Below are 19,403 nucleotides of genomic sequence, written 5' to 3'. Positions count from 1 at the left end.
TGCCGTGCGAGGGAGAGCCCCGGCCGGAGGTCGGTCGGGCGCGCGGTACCTTCATGCCGCGACCGAGCGCAGCACTCGCGGTCGCGCCAGCCGAGAGGGAGAGTGAACCGTGAGCAAGTTCGTGCGGCCGGCAGCCGAGGGCGCGGACCCGTTCGGGACGGCGCGCCTGCGACGCGGCGTGCTGGACGCCTGGGCGACCAGCCCGGCCCGGTTCCGCGAGGACGCCAACGCCGAGGAGGACCTCGTCCTCGGCGGCTACCGGGACCGACTGGTCGTCGAGCTCGCCCAGAACGCGGCCGACGCGGCGGCACGGGCCGGCGTCCCCGGCCGCCTCCGCCTCACTCTCCGCGACGACGTACTCGTCGCGGCGAACACCGGCGCCCCCCTGGACGCTGCCGGCGTCGAATCGCTCTCCACGCTGCGCGCCTCCGCGAAGCGCGAAGCGCACGACACGGCGGTCGGCGCCGTCGGCCGTTTCGGCGTCGGTTTCGCCGCCGTGCTGGCCGTCACGGACGAGCCCGCTGTCGTCGGGCGGCACGGCGGCGTCCGCTGGTCCCTCGCCGAGGCCCGCGAACTGGCGGGGGACACCGCCCGCCACAGCCCGGGACTCGGGGACGAGATCCGCCGGCGAGACGGTCATGTGCCCCTGCTCCGGCTGCCGTTCGCCGCCGAAGGCACCGCCCCTGATCCGTACGACACCGTCGTGATCCTGCCCCTGCGGGACCCCGCCGCCGAGGATCTCGCCGAGCGCCTCCTGCAGAAGATCGACGACGCCCTCCTGCTCGCCCTGCCGGGCCTGGAGGAAGTGGTCGTCGAGATCGGGGACGCGGACGTACGCACCCTCCGGCGCCGTACCGAAGAGCACGGCGTCACCCTCGAGGACTCCCACGAGGGCACCACCCGCTACCGCACCATCTCCCACCACGGCCCCCTCGACCCCGCCCTCCTCGCCGACCGCCCGGTCGAGGAGCGGCTGCGCCCGCACTGGTCCGTGACCTGGGCCGTGCCCGTGGACAGCGGTGACGGCACCCCGGGCCGCCCCCGCACCAGCCCCGTCGTGCACGCGCCCACGCCCAGCGACGAGCCGCTCGGCGTGCCCGCCCTGCTCATCGCCTCCTTCCCGCTCGACACCACCCGCCGCCATGCCGCCCCCGGCCCGCTCACCGGCTTCCTGGTGGAGCGCGCGGCGGACGCGTACGCCGAACTGCTCGCCGCCTGGCGTCCGGTGGACGCCGCGATCATCGACCTCGTGCCGGGCCCGCTCGGCAAGGGCGAGCTGGACGGCGCCCTGCGCCAGGCGATTCTGGACCGGCTGCCGCGCACCGCCTTCCTGCCGCCCGCCATCGAGCCGGACAGCGCCCCGGACACCCCCACCGAATGGCCCGAGACCAGCGCCGCGGAGAACCCGGCCGCCCTGCGCCCCCGTGACGCCGAGGTCGTCGAGGGCGCCGGAGCCGAGACCGTCCGCGTCCTCGCCGAGGTGCTCCCCAGCCTGCTGCCCGCCGGGCTCGAACGCCGGGTGGAGCTGCGGACGCTGGGGGTCGCGCGGGTACCCCTCACGGAGGCCGTGGACCGCCTCGCCGGTCTCGAGAAGGACCCGACCTGGTGGCGGAGTCTCTACGACAGCCTCGCCGGGGTCGACCCCGACCGGCTCTCCGGGCTGCCCGTGCCGCTCGCCGACGGGCGTACGACCATCGGCCCCCGGCAGGTTCTGCTGCCGGTTCCCGACGGGCCCACCCCCGACGACACCTGGGCCGCCACCTCCGACTCCCTCGCCCGCCTCGGCCTCAAGGTCGCCCACCCGGACGCCGCCCATCCGCTCCTGGAGAAGCTGGGCGCCCTCCCGGCCACGCCCCGCGCCGTGCTCACCACCCCGCAGGTGCGCGCCGCCGTCGCCGCCTCTCTCGACGACGACGGCGGGGCGTGGGACGAGGACGCACCGGACGCCGAGGAGCTTGCCGACACCGTGCTCGCGCTGGTCCGCGACGCCGGCCTGGAACCCGGCGACGAGCCCTGGCTCGGCGCCCTCGCCCTCCCGGACGACGAGGGCGAACTCGCGCCCGCGGGTGAACTGGTGCTGCCCGGCAGCCCGTTCGCGCAGGTCATGCGCGAGGACGAACTCGCCTTCATCGACAACGAGTTGGCCGACCGCTGGGGCGAACAGCCGCTCGCGGCCTGTGGCGTTCTCGCCAACTTCGCCCTCGTACGCTCCACCGACGTCGTCCTCGACCCGGACGAACTGGAGCCGCGCGACTCCGACTTCGCCGAGCCTGATGACGCGGGCCTCCTCGACGCCGTCGACGTGTGGTGCGAGGACGTGCTCGACCGGCTGCCCGACACGCCGGTGCCGCCGGTCGCCACCGAGATCGTCGCCGTACGGGACCTGGACCTGGTGGACGACGAGCGGTGGCCGCAGGCCCTCGCGCTGCTCTCGCAGCCGCCGCTGCGGGACGCGCTGACCCAGCCGGTGCGGATCCTGCTGCCGGACGGCACGCACGAGATCGTCCGGCCGTACACCGCCTGGTGGCTGCGCGACCATCCCGTCCTCGACGGCCGCCGCCCCGCCGGGCTGCGCGCCGCGGGCGGCGACCCGCTCCTGCACGGCCTGTACGACGCCGCCGACGCCACCGGCTTCGACGACGAGCAGGTGCTGCGGGCGCTCGGCGTCCGCACCTCGGTGGCCGCCCTGCTCGCCGAACCCGGCGGCGCCGCCGAGCTCCTCGACCGGCTCGCCGATCCCGACCGGAAGGTCTCGGGCGCCCAACTGCACGCCCTCTACGGCGCGTTGGCCGACCTCGACCCTGAGCAGGTGACCCTGCCGGACGAGCTGCGGGCCGTCGTCGACGGCGAGGTGCGCGTGGTGGACGCGGCCGACGCCGTGGTCGTCGACTCGCCCGACCTGCTGCCCTTCACCGGCGGGGTGCCGCTGCTTCCCGTACGGCCCTCGCGTGCTGCCGAGCTCGCCGAGCTGTTCCAGGTGCGGCGGCTCAGTGAGTCCGTCACCGGGGAAGTGGATTCCGAGGGCACCGAACACGACGTACCGGACTCCGTGCGGGTCCTGCTGGGTCCGTCGACCCCGACCTCGTACGTCGAACACGAGGAGCTCGTCGTCGACGGCACCGAACTCGACTGGCGGCGCACCCGGGACGGCGTGCTGCACGCCGCCACCCTGGAGGGCGTCGCCGCCGGACTCGCCTGGGCGGCCGGACAGTGGCCGCGCCGCTTCGAGGTCGCGGCCCTCCTGGAGGACCCGTCCCGCACGGAGGAGTTGGCGCGTGACCGCTGGTTCGACTGACGTCGGGCAGCGGCTGAAATCGGGTGGCTGATGACGGGTATCGGGCCCGGGGGGGTGTGCGGCGGTTGCCGGACGTTCCCCGGGCCACCTGTGATCTTGTTAATACGCACACAAAATCTTCATCACCCGTACAACCATTCGCACCCGTCGCGGATCTGATCATCCGAGTCAACAGACTCCATGATCACTTGGGCCCCGTGCGACGACGAGCCGTGAGGAACGACCACCACCGGGGCCCCTTTCCCACTTGGGGATCGCATGCGCATACGTGCCACCGTGGCCGCCGTCTCCGGCGCCCTGGCCCTTTCCGCCCTCGCCGTGCCGGCCGCGCAGGCGGACAGTCACTCCGTAAGTCTCGCTTCGAAGGTGCCGTCCACCTCGAAGGTCACGCCGTTCTCCACCGCCTCTCCGGCGGACGAGACCGTCGGCGACACCACGATCACGAGCGTCACCGTCAACGGCGGCAAGGACATCGTGGTCGGCACCACCCAGAAGAAGACCTTCACCATCGCGGTGACGGCCACCGACCCGGCCGGTATCTACGACGGCTACGCCATGCTCTGGCACGGCTCCGACATCGACAACGTCGACGGCGCGATCGTCCCGGACGCGGACCAGGGCACCTGCACCGCCTCCAGCGCCACCACCGCGACCTGCAAGGTCACGGTCGTCGCCGACCCGAACGAGAACATCTACGGCAACATCCTGGCCGGCACCTGGAAGGTGTGGGCCGGCGCCGCGGGCAACGACGGCGACTACATCATCACCGAGGCTTACAAGACCGCCAAGGTCCAGCGCGCCTCCAAGCTGACGGTCAACGCCTCGCCGGAGCCGGTGCAGAAGGGCAAGACCGTCACGGTCACGGGCAAGCTGTCCCGCGCCAACTGGGACGACCTCCTGTACCACGGCTACGCCAACCAGTCGGTGAAGCTGCAGTTCCGCAAGAGTGGCTCCAGCACCTACACGACGCTGAAGACCATCACGTCGGACTCGACGGGCAACCTGAAGACGACCACGACGGCCACCGTCGACGGTTACTTCCGCTACAGCTTCGCGGGCACCACGACCACCCCGGCGGTCAACGCCACGGGTGACTACGTCGACGTGCAGTAACCCGTGAAGTAACCCCTACGCGGGAAAGCGGCGGTCTACCCACTTCCACAGGAACTCCAGGGTGGCCGCCGCCACCGCCGAGATGCCCACCGCGACCCACGGCATCGTCGCGCCGACCAGCTTCAGCGCGAAGAAGTGCTGCAGGCCCGGCACCACGAGCACCAGCAGGAACGCCCCGCCCATCGCGGCGACGAGGCAGATCCGCCACCAGGTGTAGGGCCGGGCGATGATCGCGAGCACCCACATCGAGATCAGGAAGAGCGTCAGCGTGGCGGCGCTGGTCTCCGCGTCCAGTGAGCCCTCGCCCGTGTAGTAGTGACGGGCGAGCAGATACGTCACGAAGGTGGCCAGCCCGGCGATGACCCCGCCCGGGATCGAGTACCGCATCACCCGTCGTACGAAGTGGGGTTTCGCGCGCTCCTTGTTGGGGGCGAGCGCGAGGAAGAAGGCCGGGACGCCGATCGTCAGGGTGGAGAGCAGCGTCAAGTGCCTTGGCAGGAAGGGGTACTCGACCTGCCAGCACACCACCAGGATGGCCAGCAGCACCGAGTAGACCGTCTTCACCAGGAAGAGCGTCGCGACCCGGGTGATGTTCCCGATGACCCTGCGGCCCTCCGCGACCACCGAAGGCAGCGTCGAGAAGCTGTTGTTGAGAAGGACGATCTGGGCCACCGCCCGGGTGGCCTCCGAGCCCGAGCCCATCGAGACACCGATGTCGGCGTCCTTCAGGGCGAGTACGTCGTTCACGCCGTCACCCGTCATCGCCACCGTGTGCCCGCGCGACTGCAGCGCGCCCACCATGTCCCGCTTCTGCTGCGGGGTGACCCGCCCGAACACCGTGCCCTTGTCCAGCGACTTCGCCATCTCCTCCCGCTCGTCGGGGAGGTGGCGCGCGTCCACGACGGAGCCGGTGAGCCCGAGCTTCCCGGCCACCGCGCCCACCGACACCGCGTTGTCGCCGGAGATGACCTTCGCTTTGACCTCCTGCTCGGAGAAGTAGCGCAGGGTGTCCGCCGCGTCCGGGCGCAGCCGCTGCTCGAGGACGACGAGGGCGGTGGGCCGGGCGCCCTTCTTGACCTCCGGGGCGTCGAGGTCCTTGGAGGCCCGGGTGAGCAGCAGCACCCGCAGCCCGGCCTCGTTCAGCCGCTCGGTCTCGGCGAGCGCCGGATCTCCGGCGGGCAGCAGCACGTCGGGGGCGCCGAGGAGCCACGTACTGGATTCCCCGTCCCCCTCGCTGAAGGACGCCCCGCTGTACTTGCGGGCCGAGGAGAAGGGCAGCGACTCGGTGCAGCGCCACTCCTCGCTGTCCGGGTAGGCGGCGATGATCGCCTGGAGCGAGGCGTTCGGCCGCGGGTCCGACTCGCCGAGCGCGCCGAGGACCTTGCGCACGTACGACTCGTCGGCGCCCTGGAGCGGCCGCAGCTCGGTGACGTCCATGCCGCCCTCGGTGAGGGTGCCGGTCTTGTCGAGACACACGGTGTCGACGCGGGCGAGCCCCTCGATGGCGGGAAGTTCCTGCACGAGGCACTGTTTCCGGCCAAGGCGGATGACGCCTATCGCGAAGGCGACGGAGGTGAGCAGGACCAGCCCCTCCGGGACCATCGGCACGATCCCGCCGACCGTCCGCGCGATGGAGTCCTTGAAGCCGTGCTGCTTGACCACGAGCTGGCTGATGACCAGACCGATCGCGGTCGGGATCATCATCCACGTCACGTACTTGAGGATCGTGGAGATACCGGTCCGCAGCTCGGAGTGGACCAGCGTGAACCGGGACGCCTCCTCGGCGAGCTGCGCCGCGTACGCCTCCCGCCCCACCTTCGTCGCGGTGAACGCGCCGCCGCCCGCGACCACGAAGCTGCCCGACATCACCTGGTCGCCGGGGTGCTTGACCACGGGGTCGGCCTCACCGGTGAGCAGCGACTCGTCGATCTCCAGGCCGTCGGCCTCGGCGCAGGTGCCATCGACGACGATCTTGTCTCCGGGCCCGATCTCGATGAGGTCGCCGAGCACGATCTCGGAGGTGCTGACCGTGACGGCGACCCCCGCCCTGCGTACGGTCGGTTTCGCCTCGCCGATCACCGCGAGCGAGTCCAGGGTCTTCTTGGCCCGCCACTCCTGGATGATGCCGATCCCGGTGTTGGCGATGATCACGTACCCGAACAGGCTGTCCTGGAACGGCGCCACGAACAGCATGACCAGCCAGAGCACGCCGATGATCGCGTTGAACCGGGTGAAGACGTTGGCGCGGACGATCTCGCCCATCGAGCGGCTGCTGCGCACGGGGACGTCGTTCACCTCGCCCCGCGCGACCCGTTCGGCCACCTCGGCGGCGGACAGCCCCTCCGACCGCCGCGAGGCGGGCATGGGCACGGGGTGAACGGGATCGAGTTCGGCGCCCGCGTCGATGTGCGTCATGCATTCGACGGTACGTGCGTATATACGGCTTCACCTGCCGAGTGCCCCAAAGATCCGACCTGGGGAGGACGGGGGCGCGGGGGAGTGATGCCCTGGGTGTAGGGGGGCTGGTTACTCCGCGGCAGTGGCGGCCTGATCCGGGCCGGCGGCCGCGGCGCGCTTGATGGCGGCGTCGCGCTTGCGGACGTACCAGATGCCGATCAGTCCGAGACCCGCGCCGGCCAGGCACGTCCACACCCACCAGGTGTGCCCGTGGTCGTCGAACCAGCCGTAGAACGGCAGCTGCACCAGGAAGAGGACGAACCAGAGGATCGTGCCGCCCGTGATGGTGGCGACGACGGGGCCCTCCAGGGGCTCCGGCGCCTCGTGCTTGGGGGTCCACTTCGCCATGTGCACAGCTTACGAGGCCGCGGATCGCGCGGGAGCCGGGCCCGTCCCCGCCCTTGTATACCAACGGTCTACGCGCGGAGATAGCGATTTCGGACTCATATGTTCATACTGAAACGGTCTGAGTCTGGCTCTTTCTGTTCGTACGAAACACCAACGGAAACGTCGAAGAAACCTGCTGGTGATCGCGTAACGGCCAGACTCGATCAAGTTCCCAGCCCGGCACCCTCCCCCACTCTCGACTCCGCTCGAGCGGGGGAATCCCATCGTCAGGGCGCCCGTACTGGCCCCGTAAGGCCCCGCACGTATGAGGTCACGCATGTCCACCTCGGCCCTCACCAAGGCCCCCACCCCGGAGCAGCCGGATCCCCGCCCCGCGCAGGGCGGCCTGGACCGCTACTTCAAGATCTCCGAGCGGGGCTCCAGCATTCCGCGTGAGATCCGCGGCGGTTTCGCCACCTTCTTCGCGATGGCCTACATCATCGTGCTGAACCCGATCATCCTGGGCAGTGCGAAGGACATGTACGGGCACCACCTGGACAATGGTCAGCTGGTCACCGCGACCGCCCTGACCGCGGCGTTCACCACGCTCCTCATGGGTGTCGTCGGCAACGTGCCGATCGCGCTGGCGGCGGGTCTGGGTGTGAACACGGTTGTCGCACTCCAGCTCGCCCCGCGGATGTCGTGGCCGGACGCCATGGGCATGGTCGTGCTGGCCGGTTTCATCGTGATGCTCCTGGTCGCCACCGGTCTGCGTGAGCGCGTCATGAGCGCCGTGCCGCTGGGCCTGCGCAAGGGCATCGCGATCGGCATCGGCCTGTTCATCATGCTGATCGGCCTGGTCGACTCCGGCTTCGTCACGCGCATCCCGGACATCGCGCAGACCACGGTCCCGCTCCAGCTCGGCGCCGACGGCCACCTCAACGGCTGGCCCGTCCTGGTCTTCATCCTCGGCACGCTGTTCACGCTCGCGCTCATGGTGCGCAAGGTGCCCGGCGCGATCCTGATCTCGATCGTCACGATGACGGTCGTCGCGGTGATCATCAACGCCGTCGCCACGATCCCGTCCTGGGGTCTGACCACCCCGAAGTGGCCGGGCAACCCGGTCGCCACCCCGGACTTCGGGCTCGTCGGCAAGGTCAGTCTCTTCGGTGGCTTCGACAAGGTCGGCGTGCTGACCGGCATCCTCTTCGTGTTCACCGTGCTGCTGTCGACCTTCTTCGACGCGATGGGCACGATCATGGGCATCAGCGACGAGGCCAAGCTGACCGACGCGCAGGGCCAGATGCCGGGCATCAACAAGGTCCTCTTCGTCGACGGCATCGCCGTCGCCGCGGGTGGCGCCACCTCCTCCTCGGCCACCACGTGCTTCGTGGAGTCCACGGCGGGCGTCGGCGAGGGCGCCCGCACCGGCTTCGCGAACGTCATCACCGGCGCGCTCTTCGCCGTGGCGCTGTTCCTCACCCCGGTCGCCACGATGGTCCCGTCCCAGGCCGCCACGCCCGCGCTCATCGCGGTCGGCTTCCTGATCATGTCCCACTCGGTCAAGGAGATCGACTGGGCGGACTACACGATCGCCATGCCGGCCTTCGTGACGATGATGATGATGCCGTTCACCTACTCGATCACGAACGGCATCGGCATGGGCTTCATCACCTTCGTGGTGCTGCGCTTGGCCGCCGGTCGCGGCCGCGAGATCCCGATCGCGATGTACGTGGTGTCGGCGGTGTTCGCCTTCTACTACCTGATGCCGGCGCTGGGTCTGACGTAAGCGGCCGTACGGGGTCTCACGTGGCCCATCGGCTCACGTGACCCCGTAGAACTTCTCCGTCTCCTCGACCGCGGTCTGGAACCGCTCGTCGAAGTCATCGCGAATGAGCGTTCGGACGACATAGTCCTGGACGCTCATTCCGCGTTTGGCGGCGTGGTCTCGGAGCCGGTTGAGCAGCTCCCCGTCTATCCGCAGGCTGAGCACGCTGGTCCCCATGGAGTCGAGGGTCGCCGGACCGCGGCGGGCGAGGGGTCACTTTCCCGAGCGGGCTCACTCATATGAGTGATGTCGGGGTTCCGTGGCGCGGTTCACGGGCATTGCGGTGGTCTTTAGCGAGGGTAATGAGTTAAGCTAAAGACATGCCTGACCTCACCCATGGCGACGACGAGGCCGCCGTGAACGCCTTGCGCTCCGCAGTGATGCGGTTGTCGCGTCGACTCAAGCACCAACGGGTCGACGAGTCGCTGAGCCCCACCGAGATGTCGGTGCTCGGCACCCTGGCCCGCTGCGGCACCGCCACGCCGGGCGAGCTCGCCCGCAAGGAGCATGTGCAGCCGCCCTCGATGACGCGCATCGTCGCGCTGCTCGAAGCCAAGGGTCTTGTCAGGCTGGAGCCGCACCCCGAGGACCGGCGCCAGAAGGTCGTCACGCAGACCGACAAGGCCGAGGCGATGCTCGAAGAAAGCCGCCGCAAGCGGAACGCGTTCCTGGCCGGACTGGTCGAGGCCCTCGGCGAGGACGAATGGGCGAAGCTCCGCGAAGCCGCCCCCGTTCTGGAAAAGCTCGCGCATCTGTGACCATCTGCGGCCCTCCCCCGGGAGGGCCGCTCCCCTGTTTCGACCATCGCCGACGCCCTCCCATGACGCCGACGTCAACGACTGCCTAGGAGGCGAGCCCTTTTGAGTACGGGACCCGGAGCAGATTCCGCCCCCGCACCAGCCACCCACGACTCCCCGTCCGCTCCCGACCGTGCGTCCGGCGCCCCCAGCGCTACCTCCCGCACCTCTCACCCGTCCCGTTCCTCCTCGATGTTCAGCTCGCTGAAGATCCGGAACTACCGCCTGTTCTTCCTCGGCCAAGTCGTCTCCAACACCGGCACCTGGATGCAGCGCATCGCCCAGGACTGGCTGGTGCTGAGCCTGACCGGCTCGTCCGCCGCGGTCGGTATCACCACCGCGCTGCAGTTCCTGCCGATGCTGCTGTTCGGGCTGTACGGCGGTGTCCTCGTCGACCGCCTCCCCAAGCGGCCCACGCTGCTTGTGACGCAGGCGGCGATGGCCGTCACCGGCCTGGCGCTCGCCTTCCTCACCCTCTCCGGCCATGTCCAGGTCTGGCACGTCTACCTGGCCGCCTTCGCCGTAGGCCTCGCCACGGTCGTCGACAACCCGGCCCGCCAGTCCTTCGTCTCCGAGATGGTCGGCCCGGACCAGCTGCAGAACGCGGTCAGCCTGAACTCGGCGAACTTCCAGTCGGCCCGTCTGGTCGGCCCCGCGGTGGCGGGCCTGCTGATCACGGGCGTCGGCACCGGCTGGGCCTTCCTCTTCAACGGCCTCTCCTTCGTGGCCCCCGTCGCGGGCCTGCTGCTGATGCGCGCCCGCGAACTGCACGTGGTCGAGCGGACGCCCCGCGGCAAGGGCCAGTTGCGCGAAGGCCTCCACTACGTGGCGCGCCGCCCGGAGTTGATCTGGCCGATCGTCCTCGTCGGCTTCATCGGCACCTTCGGCTTCAACTTCCCGGTCTGGCTGTCGGCGTACGCGGACGACATCTTCCACGCGGGCGCCGGCGCGTACAGCCTCTTCAACACGTTGATGGCGCTCGGCTCGCTGGCCGGCGCGCTGCTCGCCGCCCGGCGCGGCACGGCCCGGCTGCGCATCCTGATCGCGGCGGCGGTGGCCTTCGGGGCGCTGGAGGTGGTGGCGGCAGCAGCCCCCTCCCTGTGGCTCTTCTCCCTCCTGATGGTCCCGATCGGCATCTTCGGCCTGACGGTCAACGTCACCGCGAACACCTCGGTGCAGATGGCCACCGACCCCGCCATGCGCGGTCGCGTCATGGCGCTGTTCATGATGGTCTTCATGGGCGGTACGCCACTGGGGGCACCCCTCGTCGGCTGGGTCACCGACGCCTACGGCGCCCGTGTCGGCTTCGCCCTCGGCGGCCTGATCTCGTTGACGGCCGCGACCACGATCGGCCTGATCCTGGCCCGCATCGGCGGCCTCCGCCTCTCCCTCGGCTGGCACCACGGCCACCCGGACGTCCGCTTCGTACCGAAGGAGCAGCGGGAGAAGCAGCTGGCGCCGGCGGCGTGACGACGGACGGCCGCACGGGCCGGGCCGGCACCTGGCCCGGCCGGTCGCCGGCGGCCGTGTGGGCGGGGGTCGCCGGATGATCCGTTCCCTGGAAGGGTGACGCCATGAGACTTTTTGCGGCGGTGCTGCCTCCGGAGGGTGCGATCCGTGAACTCGCCTCGGAGGTCGATGAGTTGGAGCAGCTGCCGGGGGCCGAGGCGTTGCGGTGGACGGGCCGCCCCGGCTGGCACTTCACGCTCGCGTTCTTCGGCGAGGTGGACGAGGGGATCGTCCCGGACCTCTCGGAACGACTGGCGCGCGCGGCCCACCGCACGGATCCCTTCTCCGTGTCCCTGCGCGGCGGCGGCCACTTCGGCGGGCGTGCCCTGTGGGTGGGTGTGGCAGGCGACCTGCAGACCATGCGGCTGCTGGCCGACCGGGCGGAGGCGGCCGCGCGCAAGGCGGGCATCCCGATGGGGCAGCACCGCCCTTACCACCCGCATCTGACAGTGGCCCGCAGCCGCGGTTCCGCGCACTTCGAGGCGTACGTCACTGCCATGGGCGCCTTCGAAGGGCGGAAGTGGACGGTGGGAGAGCTGTGCCTCGTCCGCAGCCGGCTGCCGAAATCGGGGGTGCCCGGGGAGCAGCCCCGTTATGAGGCGGTCGCCCGCTGGCCGCTCGGAGCGGCCGGTTAGGCTCGATGCGTGGACCCGAAAACCCGTAACCGGATCATGGCCGGTGTGCTCGTGCTGATGTTCGTCGTGGTGGCGCTGGCGGCGGCGGTCAGGTAACCGACCGCCACCGCCGCGCTCCGCCGGAGCGCCGGGGTGCCGCGGGGGGTTCGCCGGCCGCGGGCCGGCCGTGGCTGGTCGCGCAGTTCCCCGCGCCCCTCACGGGGCGCTACCAGGCGAAGGCCTCCGGCGACGGCCCAGGTCCCGGGAAGATCTCGTCCAGGGACGTCAGGAGCTCCTGCGACAGTTCCAGTTCCACGGCGCGCAGTGCGGACTCCAGCTGCTGCGCGGTGCGCGGGCCGACGATGGGCCCGGTGACACCGGGCCGGGTCAGCAGCCAGGCCAGCGCGGCCTCGCCGGGCTCCAGGCCGTGCTTGTCGAGCAGATCCTCGTACGCCTGGATCTGCGCGCGGATGGTGGTGTTGGCGAGGGAGTCGGCGGCCCGGCCGCTCGCCCGGCGCCCGCCCGCGACCTCCTTCTTGATCACGCCGCCGAGCAGACCGCCCTGCAGCGGCGACCACGGGATGACCCCGAGCCCGTACTCCTGCGCGGCCGGGATGACCTCCATCTCGGCGCGCCGCTCGGCGAGGTTGTAGAGGCACTGCTCGCTGACGAGGCCGATCGTGCCGTGGCGCCTGGCAGCGATCTCATTGGCCTGGGCGATCTTGTATCCGGGGAAGTTGCTGGACCCCACGTAGAGGATCTTCCCCTGCTGGATCAGCACGTCGATCGCCTGCCAGATCTCCTCGAAGGGAGTCGCGCGGTCGATGTGGTGGAACTGGTAGATGTCGATGTAGTCGGTCCGGAGCCGCTTGAGACTGGCGTCGACCGCCCGCCGGATGTTGAGCGCGGAGAGCTTGTCGTGGTTGGGCCACGGGTCGCCGTCGACCGCCATGTTCCCGTACAGCTTGGTGGCGAGGACCACCTTGTCGCGCCGCTCGCCACCCTTGGCGAACCAGCTTCCGATGATCGATTCCGTACGGCCCTTGTTCTCGCCCCAGCCGTACACGTTCGCGGTGTCGAAGTAGTTGATCCCCGAGTCCAGCGCCGCGTCCATGATGGCGTGGCTGTCGGCCTCATCGGTCTGCGGACCGAAGTTCATGGTGCCGAGGACGAGTCGGCTGACCTTGAGTCCCGTGCGTCCGAGCTGCGTGTACTTCATGACTCCTTAGCCAACGGGGTGGAGTGCGCTCTAGGCAAGGGCGTTCGCACTCGTGGCGGGTCGGGTGGCCGGGGGCGCGAAGCGACCGTGGGGTGGCCCCGCTTCTTATTCGTTGTGTGGGAGGCGACGGTTTGCGTTTTCGGAGAAAGTGTGGGCACATTCCGACACCTCCACGCTGTGCTCGCAAAGGCATGGAGTTCGTCAAGCGCGGGAATTGCCACATCGGTCTTGCGGATTCTTCTGCCGTCGGCAAGGGGCTGTGACTGTCAGGGTGGGGGCTCGTCCCGAGGCCGGGTTGTGCCTGTCGGCACCCCGCCTCGGATTGCATTGTGTGGGCGTCCCGCTTCATTGGATTCCGTTCGCCCCGGCCTTCTCTCTCGGAATAGAAGTTGACTTTTCCGGTCGCTTTCATGTCCCGGGGAAATGTTTCCAGCCCACCTGTGGAGTATTTCCATGTCTGCTGACAGCGCTGCTGTCGTCGCCCCGGCGGGGGCGGATATTCCGGCTCGGGTCCCGTATCCGGTGGCCGACATCTCGGGCTCGCGCTCGTCGTGATCGCCCCCGTCATCGCGCTTCGCGCTCGACCTCAGACGCCGGAGGGGCTGAAGAATCAGCCCCTCCGGCGTCTGAGAAGCGGAAGTCCCCGAAAGCCAGTTGTCCCACCGCCCCTGATCCGCTTGGCTCGGTCCTCGTGACCCCGCTTGAAATCGCCGCCCTCGTACGCCCGGACCGCTACCCCCGCTCCTCCGCCTACGACCCGGCCTGGCTGCTCGGTCTCGACATGGGCCCCAACCCCCTGTGGCTCCTGGAGGACCTCGCCCGGGACCTGGACCTGCGGCCCGGCATGCGGGTGCTCGACCTCGGGTCGGGGAAGGGAGCGACGTCCGTCTTCCTCGCGCGGGAGTACGGCGTACAGGTCGTCGCGGCCGACTGGTGGGTCGGGACCGATGAGGCGGCGGCCGTCTTCGCGGCGGCCGGCGTCGGCGGGCAGGTGGCGGCCGTACGGGCCGAGGCGCATCAACTGCCCTTCGAGGAGGGGAGTTTCGACGCGATCGTGAGCATCGACGCGTTCGAGTACTTCGGTACGGCGGACAGCTATCTGCCGTACCTGGTGCGGTACTTGCGGCCCGGTGGCCAACTGGGCATCGCCACACCCGCGTTGACCCGCGAGATCCGCGAACTCGGCGCGATTCCCCCGCACATCAAGGCGGTGGTCGGCTGGGAGGCCATCGCCTGGCACACCGCCGAGTGGTGGCGGTTCCAGTGGGAGATCACCGAACTGGTGACGGTGACGTCCGCGCGGCTGCAGGAGGACGCCTGGCGGGACTGGCTGCTGTGGAGCCGGGCGTGCGCTGAGCACCTGCCGGAGGGGCGGGCCGCGCAACAGCCCGTCATCGACATGCTGACCGCCGACTCGGGTGAGTACCTCTCTTTCGCGCTGGTGACAGCGCGGACCACTGCCCGGACCTGAGCGGTGAGCGAAGAGGCGTGCCCAGGAGACGTACCTAAGAGGCACTGTCCCCTTGGACGAGCGCGTGCAGGTGCTGGTCGTGCCAGCCGTCCGCGTGCAGCAGCGCGCCGCGCATGGTGCCCTCGAGGGAGTAGCCGGCCTTCGCCGCCACTCGGCAGGACGCCGGGTTGGCCACCGAGTGGCACAGCCGCAGGCGGTGCAGCCCGAGGTCCTCAAGGGCCCACCGGCTGAGGCGCTTGACGGCCTCGACCACGACACCGCCGCCACGGGCCGCGGGCAGAATCCAATAGACGATCTCGGCGCTGCCGCCGGTGAGATCAATGTCGTTCCATCCGATGAGTCCCATGGCCTCGCCGCCGTCGCCGTTGTAGTCGTCCGACCGCGCGATGGCCCAGATCGCGCCCTGCTCGGCCTGCCGGCGTTCGTGCATGCGCGCGATCCTCTTGCGGGCGTCTTCCAGGGACGCCACGTGCAGGAGGTTCCATCGGCGAATCGCCGGATCCTGGCCCGCGGCCACCAACGCGTCGGCGTCGCCGGACCGCCAGGGACGCAGCTCCAGGCCGTGGGGGAGGTCGAGTACCGGTTGCGGGGTCCGGGCCAACCGACCTGCGGGGACGGCTGGAGGTATGGGTGAGTTGGCGAGCATCGCGGCATCGTGCCACATGCTCGCGTTTCAGTCCCGGGGGAATTCGGCTGTCTCGAGGGTGAGGCCGAGGAGCGTGGTGGTCATGTCGACGTCACCGCCGTAGGTAGCCCTCGGGGACGGTCATCTGGTCGAACATCTCGTCCAGGATCTGTTCGTTGATGGTGGCCATGGCGATCCTGTCGTTCTCTACGACGGTCATGGTGGCGATCCTCCCGGCTGCCACCCGGTCGAGTGCAGCCGCGCCGTACAACGATACGCACGGTGACCAGGCAACGCTGGGAATCGGTCAGGCGGTTTCGGCCGTGTACGGCTCGCCCAGGTCCCACGCCTGGTACATCGCCTCCGCGAACCCCTCCGCGATCTTGTGCTCGCCGCTCGCGTTCGGGTGCGTGCCGTCGTACGTGTCGAAGTGGATGTCGTACGAGGGCGGCGGGGAGGCCAGAAGGAGCGGGGAGCGGGGTTCGTCGAGGTCGGCCACGGCCTTGGCGAGGAGTTCGTTGAAGGCGGCGACCTCGGCGGCGAAGGGGGCGTCGGACTCGGCGCGGACGTTCGGTATCACCGGGAGGAGGACCATGCGGATGCGCGGGTTCGCGGCGCGGGCCTGCTCGATGAAGGCGCGGGCGTTGTCCGCCGTCTGGGCCGCGTTCGTGTAGAAGCCGAGGTCGATCAGGCCGAGGGAGACCAGCAGGACGTCGGCGCGCTGCGCGCGGACCGTCTCGCGAATCAGCGGGGCCATGTGCAGCCAGCCCTCGCCCCAGCCGGCCAGGTGGGCGCGGGGGAAGTCCGGGTCCGCGTACTCGTACGAGTCGGGGGAGTCCATCGCCTTGTCGTAGAGCGTCTCGCGCGGACCGACGATCTTGAACGGGCCCCCGTACGTCGCGCGCAGGTGCTGCCACATTCGGTAACGCCATGTGTGTTCGCCCGCGCTACCGATCGTCATGGAGTCGCCGACGGGCATGAACCTGAGCATCCGCTCATCATGGACGATCAGTGGGGGTGTCTCGGGCCGTGGGGGTGTGAGGCTGGACACGCCTTCATGCGGGACACGCCTTCATGCGGGACGCGCCCTCGTGCGGGACGCGCCTTCGTGCGGGACGCGCCTTCGTGCGGGACACGCCTCCATGCGGGGCACGCCTCCACGCGAGTTCAGGCGGGCGGCCGCCGCGTGAACCGTCCGCCGGGATGGCAGGCTTGGGGCCATGCGCCGATCGCCTTCGCTTCTCGCCGGAGCCGTCCTCGTCGTCGCCCTGGCGGCGCCGGCCGTCGCGGACAGCGCGGACAACGGGTTCACGATCAAGGACCCCAGGATCACCGAGTCCAGCGGACTCGCCGCCTCGCATGCCCACCCGGGCATCTACTGGACCCACAACGACAGCGACGACGGGGCGTACTTGTACGCCGTCGACAGCAGGACGGGCAGGACCGTCGCCACCGTCACCATGAGCGGGGTCGGCGCCCCCCGGGATGTCGAGGCCATCTCCATCGGCCCGGACGACAACCTCTACGTCGGCGACATCGGCGACAATCTCGGCGGCAAATGGGACCACGTGTGGGTCTACAAGCTGCCCGAGCCGAAGGTGCTCAAGGACCAGACGATCCGCGCCACGCAGTACGTCGTGAAGTACTCGGACGGGCCGCGCAATGCCGAGTCGCTGATGGTCCATCCCAAGACCGGACGCGTCTACATCGTCGACAAGAACGAGGACGGCGGCCACCTCTACGAGGGCCCCGCCCAGCTCTCCGCCTCCGGCACCAACGTCTTCAGGCCCGTCGCCACGATCGACCTCTGGGCAACCGACGGCGCCTTCTCGCCCGACGGCAAGCAACTCGCCGTACGCGGGTACTTCGGCGGGATCGCGTACAACTGGAACGGCGGGAAGATCAAGCGTCAGGGGCGGCTGAACGTCCCCCTGCAGGGGCAGGGAGAGTCCCTCACCTACACCCCCGACGGGTCCGAGCTCATGTACGGGAGCGAGGGCGCGGACAGCGGCGTGCAGCCGGAAAGCGTGCCCGGATACCACGGGTCCGGGTCCAAGTCGCCTTCGAAGGGCGGCAGTTCGGCTTCTGGCAGTAACGGCGACGGACTGAGCGACGGGTTCAAGGTCGGCGCCATCGCGGTCGCAGCCGCCTTTGCCGTCGTCATCGGCTTCAGGCGGCTGCTGCGCCGGAGCTGACCTGCATCACTTCAAGTGCTATTCCTCCAACGGCCTTACTTCGTAGTGCAGCGTCGGTGTCCGCATCACCTTGTGGGCGAGCGGCACGAAGACGCCCTGCATGAAGGGGTACTTGTGCCGCAGCAGCTTCGCCGCATGCTTGTCCTCCTCGCTGCCGTGGTCGAGCAGCCGCGTCCGGGCGTGGATCTCGGGCCCGGTGGGCGCGCCACGGAAGGTGGAGGGAGCGATCTCCACCTCCGGGTTGTTGCGCAGGCGCTTGACCTTCCAGGTGCTGCCCGGGGTGCGGAAGTACGCGTGGTCACCCTCGACGGCGATGTTCACCGGGGTGCCGACGCCTGTGCCGTCCTTCTTGTGGCTCGTCAGCAGGACGGCGTACTGCTTGGCGAGCGGGGCGAGCTCGGGGCTCGGAGTCGGGGTACTGCTCATGTCCTCCATAGAGGCACTGATTGCCCCGCTTGTCACCCTCTCGGCGAGAGCCTCCCGCACGTGCAGACCTGGCGGTGATGATGGAACGGCTGCGTCGGCAGACGGAGGAACTGCGCGACCGGGAGACGATCCAGCAGGAGCGCCGGCAAAGCAAGTGAACTGCGGCAGGCGGAGCGGGGGCTGCTGCTCGACATCAACGGCATTCGGCGGGGCTGACGAACGAGGGCGCCCGGTTGTGCCGGGCGCCCTCGATGTCGTACGGAAACGAGCTCCGCAGGAGGAAGAACTACAGCTTCTCGATCACGTAGTCGACGCACTTCGTCAGGGCCTCGACGTCCGCCGGGTCGATCGCCGGGAACATCGCGATGCGGAGCTGGTTGCGGCCGAGCTTGCGGTAGGGCTCGGTGTCGACGATGCCGTTGGCGCGCAGGACCTTGGCGACGGCGGCGGCGTCGATCTCGTCGGCGAAGTCGATCGTGCCGATGACCTGCGAGCGCTTGGCCGGGTCGGCGACGTACGGCGTGGCGTACTTGGAGTCCTCGGCCCAGGTGTAGAGGCGGGTCGAGGAGTCCTTCGTGCGGGCCGTGGACCAGGCGAGGCCGCCCTGGCCGTTGATCCACTCCAGCTGCTCGTTGAGGAGGAAGAGGGTGGCGAGGGCCGGGGTGTTGTACGTCTGGTTCTTGCGGGAGTTGTCGATCGCCGTGGGGAGGCTGAAGAACTCCGGGACGTGACGGCCCGACGCGTGGATCCGCTCGGCGCGCTCGATCGCGGCCGGGGAGAAGACGCCGATCCACAGGCCGCCGTCGGAGGCGAAGGACTTCTGCGGGGCGAAGTAGTAGACGTCGGTCTCGGCGATGTCGACCGGGAGGCCGCCTGCGCCGGACGTGGCGTCCACGAGCACCAGCGCGCCCTCGTCGGCGCCCGCGACCCGCTTGATGGGGGCGGCTACACCGGTGGAGGTCTCGTTGTGGGTGAAGGCGTAGACGTCGACGCCCGCCTCGGCCTGGGGCTCCGGGTGGGTGCCGGGGTCGCTCACGATCACGGTCGGCTCGGCCAGCCAGGGGGCGAGCTTGGCGGCCTTGGCGAACTTGGAGCTGAACTCGCCGAAGTTGAGGTGCTGCGACTTGTTCTCGATCAGGCCGTGGGTCGCGATGTCCCAGAACGCGGTGGAGCCACCGTTGCCGAGGATGACCTCGTACCCGTCGGGGAGCGAGAACAGCTCGCGCACGCCGTCGCGGACCTTGCCGACCAGGTTCTTCACCGGGGCCTGGCGGTGGGAGGTACCGAGGAGAGAGCTACCGGTCGCGGCCAGCGCGTCAAGCGCCTCCGTACGCACCTTGGAGGGGCCCGCGCCGAATCGTCCGTCGGCGGGCTTGATGTCAGCGGGGATCTGGATATCAGCCACGATCGGAGCCTAGCCGTTTCGGGAAACCTGGGCGAAACGTCGTCCGTCGGGTGAGACGGGGGTGCGGGCCTGGGGGTGGGTTTCTCGCCCCCGCCGCCTCCTGAAGGGGCGCGGGGAACTAC

Annotated in this window: 16 protein-coding genes; 8 read left to right on the top strand and 8 right to left on the bottom strand. The window is 69.8% G+C overall.

Translation table 11 applies throughout. From position 1 onward, the window contains the following. The first annotated feature begins 109 nt into the window (after positions 1-109). Both ACZ4RZ_RS32625 and ACZ4RZ_RS32620 read left to right on the top strand, forming a co-directional pair. A complete protein-coding gene (locus ACZ4RZ_RS32625; RefSeq protein ID WP_467750096.1) occupies positions 110-3,295 on the top strand; it encodes a sacsin N-terminal ATP-binding-like domain-containing protein in 3,186 nt (1,061 codons plus the stop codon). A gap of 258 nt (positions 3,296-3,553) precedes the next feature. Further along, positions 3,554-4,408 (top strand): calcium-binding protein, encoded by an 855-nt coding sequence (locus tag ACZ4RZ_RS32620; RefSeq protein ID WP_467750094.1) that lies wholly within the window; start codon positions 3,554-3,556, stop codon positions 4,406-4,408. Between the two features lie 15 nt (positions 4,409-4,423). On the opposite strand, the gene ACZ4RZ_RS32615 is transcribed toward ACZ4RZ_RS32620, so the two are convergent. Both ACZ4RZ_RS32615 and ACZ4RZ_RS32610 read right to left on the bottom strand, forming a co-directional pair. Next, entirely contained in the window at positions 4,424-6,823 is a 2,400-nt protein-coding gene (locus ACZ4RZ_RS32615) for a cation-translocating P-type ATPase (protein WP_467750092.1), read from the bottom strand. A gap of 111 nt (positions 6,824-6,934) precedes the next feature. Beyond that, a complete protein-coding gene (locus ACZ4RZ_RS32610) occupies positions 6,935-7,213 on the bottom strand; it encodes a DUF2530 domain-containing protein (protein WP_189186205.1) in 279 nt (92 codons plus the stop codon). Positions 7,214-7,529: 316 nt separating this feature from the next. On the opposite strand from ACZ4RZ_RS32610, the gene ACZ4RZ_RS32605 reads away from it, so the two are divergent. Then, positions 7,530-8,981, top strand: a complete 1,452-nt coding sequence (locus ACZ4RZ_RS32605; protein ID WP_467750090.1) for an NCS2 family permease — start codon at positions 7,530-7,532, stop codon at positions 8,979-8,981. Positions 8,982-9,014: 33 nt separating this feature from the next. Here the strand turns inward: ACZ4RZ_RS32605 and ACZ4RZ_RS32600 are convergent, their stop codons facing one another. Beyond that, positions 9,015-9,197, bottom strand: coding sequence for a ribbon-helix-helix protein, CopG family (locus ACZ4RZ_RS32600; protein WP_467750088.1), 183 nt, complete (start codon positions 9,195-9,197; stop codon positions 9,015-9,017). Positions 9,198-9,340: 143 nt separating this feature from the next. Here ACZ4RZ_RS32600 and ACZ4RZ_RS32595 point away from each other — a divergent pair, with 143 nt between their 5' ends. The 3 genes from ACZ4RZ_RS32595 to thpR all read left to right on the top strand — a co-directional run bounded on the left by ACZ4RZ_RS32595 (position 9,341) and on the right by thpR (position 11,961). Continuing rightward, complete coding sequence (locus tag ACZ4RZ_RS32595) at positions 9,341-9,778, top strand: MarR family winged helix-turn-helix transcriptional regulator (RefSeq protein ID WP_467750086.1); 438 nt, start codon at positions 9,341-9,343, stop codon at positions 9,776-9,778. A gap of 102 nt (positions 9,779-9,880) precedes the next feature. Next, positions 9,881-11,287 carry an MFS transporter gene (locus ACZ4RZ_RS32590; RefSeq protein ID WP_467750084.1) on the top strand — a complete coding sequence of 469 codons (1,407 nt, stop codon included), beginning with the start codon at positions 9,881-9,883 and terminating at the stop codon, positions 11,285-11,287. Between the two features lie 104 nt (positions 11,288-11,391). Further along, positions 11,392-11,961, top strand: coding sequence for an RNA 2',3'-cyclic phosphodiesterase (gene thpR, locus ACZ4RZ_RS32585; protein WP_467750083.1), 570 nt, complete (start codon positions 11,392-11,394; stop codon positions 11,959-11,961). Between the two features lie 205 nt (positions 11,962-12,166). Here the strand turns inward: thpR and ACZ4RZ_RS32580 are convergent, their stop codons facing one another. Continuing rightward, a complete protein-coding gene (locus ACZ4RZ_RS32580) occupies positions 12,167-13,159 on the bottom strand; it encodes an aldo/keto reductase (RefSeq protein ID WP_467750081.1) in 993 nt (330 codons plus the stop codon). Positions 13,160-13,850: 691 nt separating this feature from the next. On the opposite strand from ACZ4RZ_RS32580, the gene ACZ4RZ_RS32575 reads away from it, so the two are divergent. After that, positions 13,851-14,630 (top strand): SAM-dependent methyltransferase, encoded by a 780-nt coding sequence (locus ACZ4RZ_RS32575; RefSeq protein WP_467750079.1) that lies wholly within the window; start codon positions 13,851-13,853, stop codon positions 14,628-14,630. 34 nt (positions 14,631-14,664) lie between these two features. Here ACZ4RZ_RS32575 and ACZ4RZ_RS32570 read toward each other — a convergent pair whose 3' ends face one another. Together ACZ4RZ_RS32570 and ACZ4RZ_RS32565 are read right to left on the bottom strand one after the other, a co-directional pair. Further along, positions 14,665-15,276: a GNAT family N-acetyltransferase gene (locus ACZ4RZ_RS32570; protein ID WP_467750077.1), complete on the bottom strand. Its 612-nt coding sequence runs from the start codon at positions 15,274-15,276 to the stop codon at positions 14,665-14,667. 286 nt (positions 15,277-15,562) lie between these two features. Further along, the gene (locus ACZ4RZ_RS32565; protein ID WP_467750076.1) at positions 15,563-16,246 is read right to left on the bottom strand and encodes an SGNH/GDSL hydrolase family protein; all 684 of its coding nucleotides are present in this window, start codon (positions 16,244-16,246) and stop codon (positions 15,563-15,565) included. A 229-nt stretch (positions 16,247-16,475) separates the two neighbouring features. On the opposite strand from ACZ4RZ_RS32565, the gene ACZ4RZ_RS32560 reads away from it, so the two are divergent. Then, positions 16,476-17,450 (top strand): TolB-like translocation protein, encoded by a 975-nt coding sequence (locus ACZ4RZ_RS32560; RefSeq protein ID WP_467750074.1) that lies wholly within the window; start codon positions 16,476-16,478, stop codon positions 17,448-17,450. A gap of 18 nt (positions 17,451-17,468) precedes the next feature. Here ACZ4RZ_RS32560 and ACZ4RZ_RS32555 read toward each other — a convergent pair whose 3' ends face one another. Next, positions 17,469-17,876, bottom strand: a complete 408-nt coding sequence (locus tag ACZ4RZ_RS32555) for a PPOX class F420-dependent oxidoreductase (RefSeq protein WP_399085772.1) — start codon at positions 17,874-17,876, stop codon at positions 17,469-17,471. Between the two features lie 286 nt (positions 17,877-18,162). After that, the gene (gene serC / locus ACZ4RZ_RS32550; protein ID WP_467750072.1) at positions 18,163-19,281 is read right to left on the bottom strand and encodes a phosphoserine transaminase; all 1,119 of its coding nucleotides are present in this window, start codon (positions 19,279-19,281) and stop codon (positions 18,163-18,165) included. Positions 19,282-19,403: the final 122 nt, after the last annotated feature.

The organism is Streptomyces sp. NPDC027189 (assembly GCF_055566975.1).
This window is presented reverse-complemented; position numbering and strand designations above follow the sequence as displayed.

Excerpts from the sequence above, each read along its gene's own strand:
- ACZ4RZ_RS32620 (WP_467750094.1), top strand. The coding sequence starts at position 3,554 with ATGCGCATACGTGCCACCGTGGCCGCCGTCTCCGGCGCCCTGGCCCTT.
- ACZ4RZ_RS32615 (WP_467750092.1), bottom strand. The coding sequence starts at position 6,823 with ATGACGCACATCGACGCGGGCGCCGAACTCGATCCCGTTCACCCCGTG.
- ACZ4RZ_RS32610 (WP_189186205.1), bottom strand. The coding sequence starts at position 7,213 with ATGGCGAAGTGGACCCCCAAGCACGAGGCGCCGGAGCCCCTGGAGGGC.
- ACZ4RZ_RS32605 (WP_467750090.1), top strand. The coding sequence starts at position 7,530 with ATGTCCACCTCGGCCCTCACCAAGGCCCCCACCCCGGAGCAGCCGGAT.
- ACZ4RZ_RS32600 (WP_467750088.1), bottom strand. The coding sequence starts at position 9,197 with ATGGGGACCAGCGTGCTCAGCCTGCGGATAGACGGGGAGCTGCTCAAC.
- ACZ4RZ_RS32595 (WP_467750086.1), top strand. The coding sequence starts at position 9,341 with ATGCCTGACCTCACCCATGGCGACGACGAGGCCGCCGTGAACGCCTTG.
- thpR (WP_467750083.1), top strand. The coding sequence starts at position 11,392 with ATGAGACTTTTTGCGGCGGTGCTGCCTCCGGAGGGTGCGATCCGTGAA.
- ACZ4RZ_RS32580 (WP_467750081.1), bottom strand. The coding sequence starts at position 13,159 with ATGAAGTACACGCAGCTCGGACGCACGGGACTCAAGGTCAGCCGACTC.
- ACZ4RZ_RS32570 (WP_467750077.1), bottom strand. The coding sequence starts at position 15,276 with ATGCTCGCCAACTCACCCATACCTCCAGCCGTCCCCGCAGGTCGGTTG.
- ACZ4RZ_RS32565 (WP_467750076.1), bottom strand. The coding sequence starts at position 16,246 with ATGCTCAGGTTCATGCCCGTCGGCGACTCCATGACGATCGGTAGCGCG.
- ACZ4RZ_RS32560 (WP_467750074.1), top strand. The coding sequence starts at position 16,476 with ATGCGCCGATCGCCTTCGCTTCTCGCCGGAGCCGTCCTCGTCGTCGCC.
- ACZ4RZ_RS32555 (WP_399085772.1), bottom strand. The coding sequence starts at position 17,876 with ATGAGCAGTACCCCGACTCCGAGCCCCGAGCTCGCCCCGCTCGCCAAG.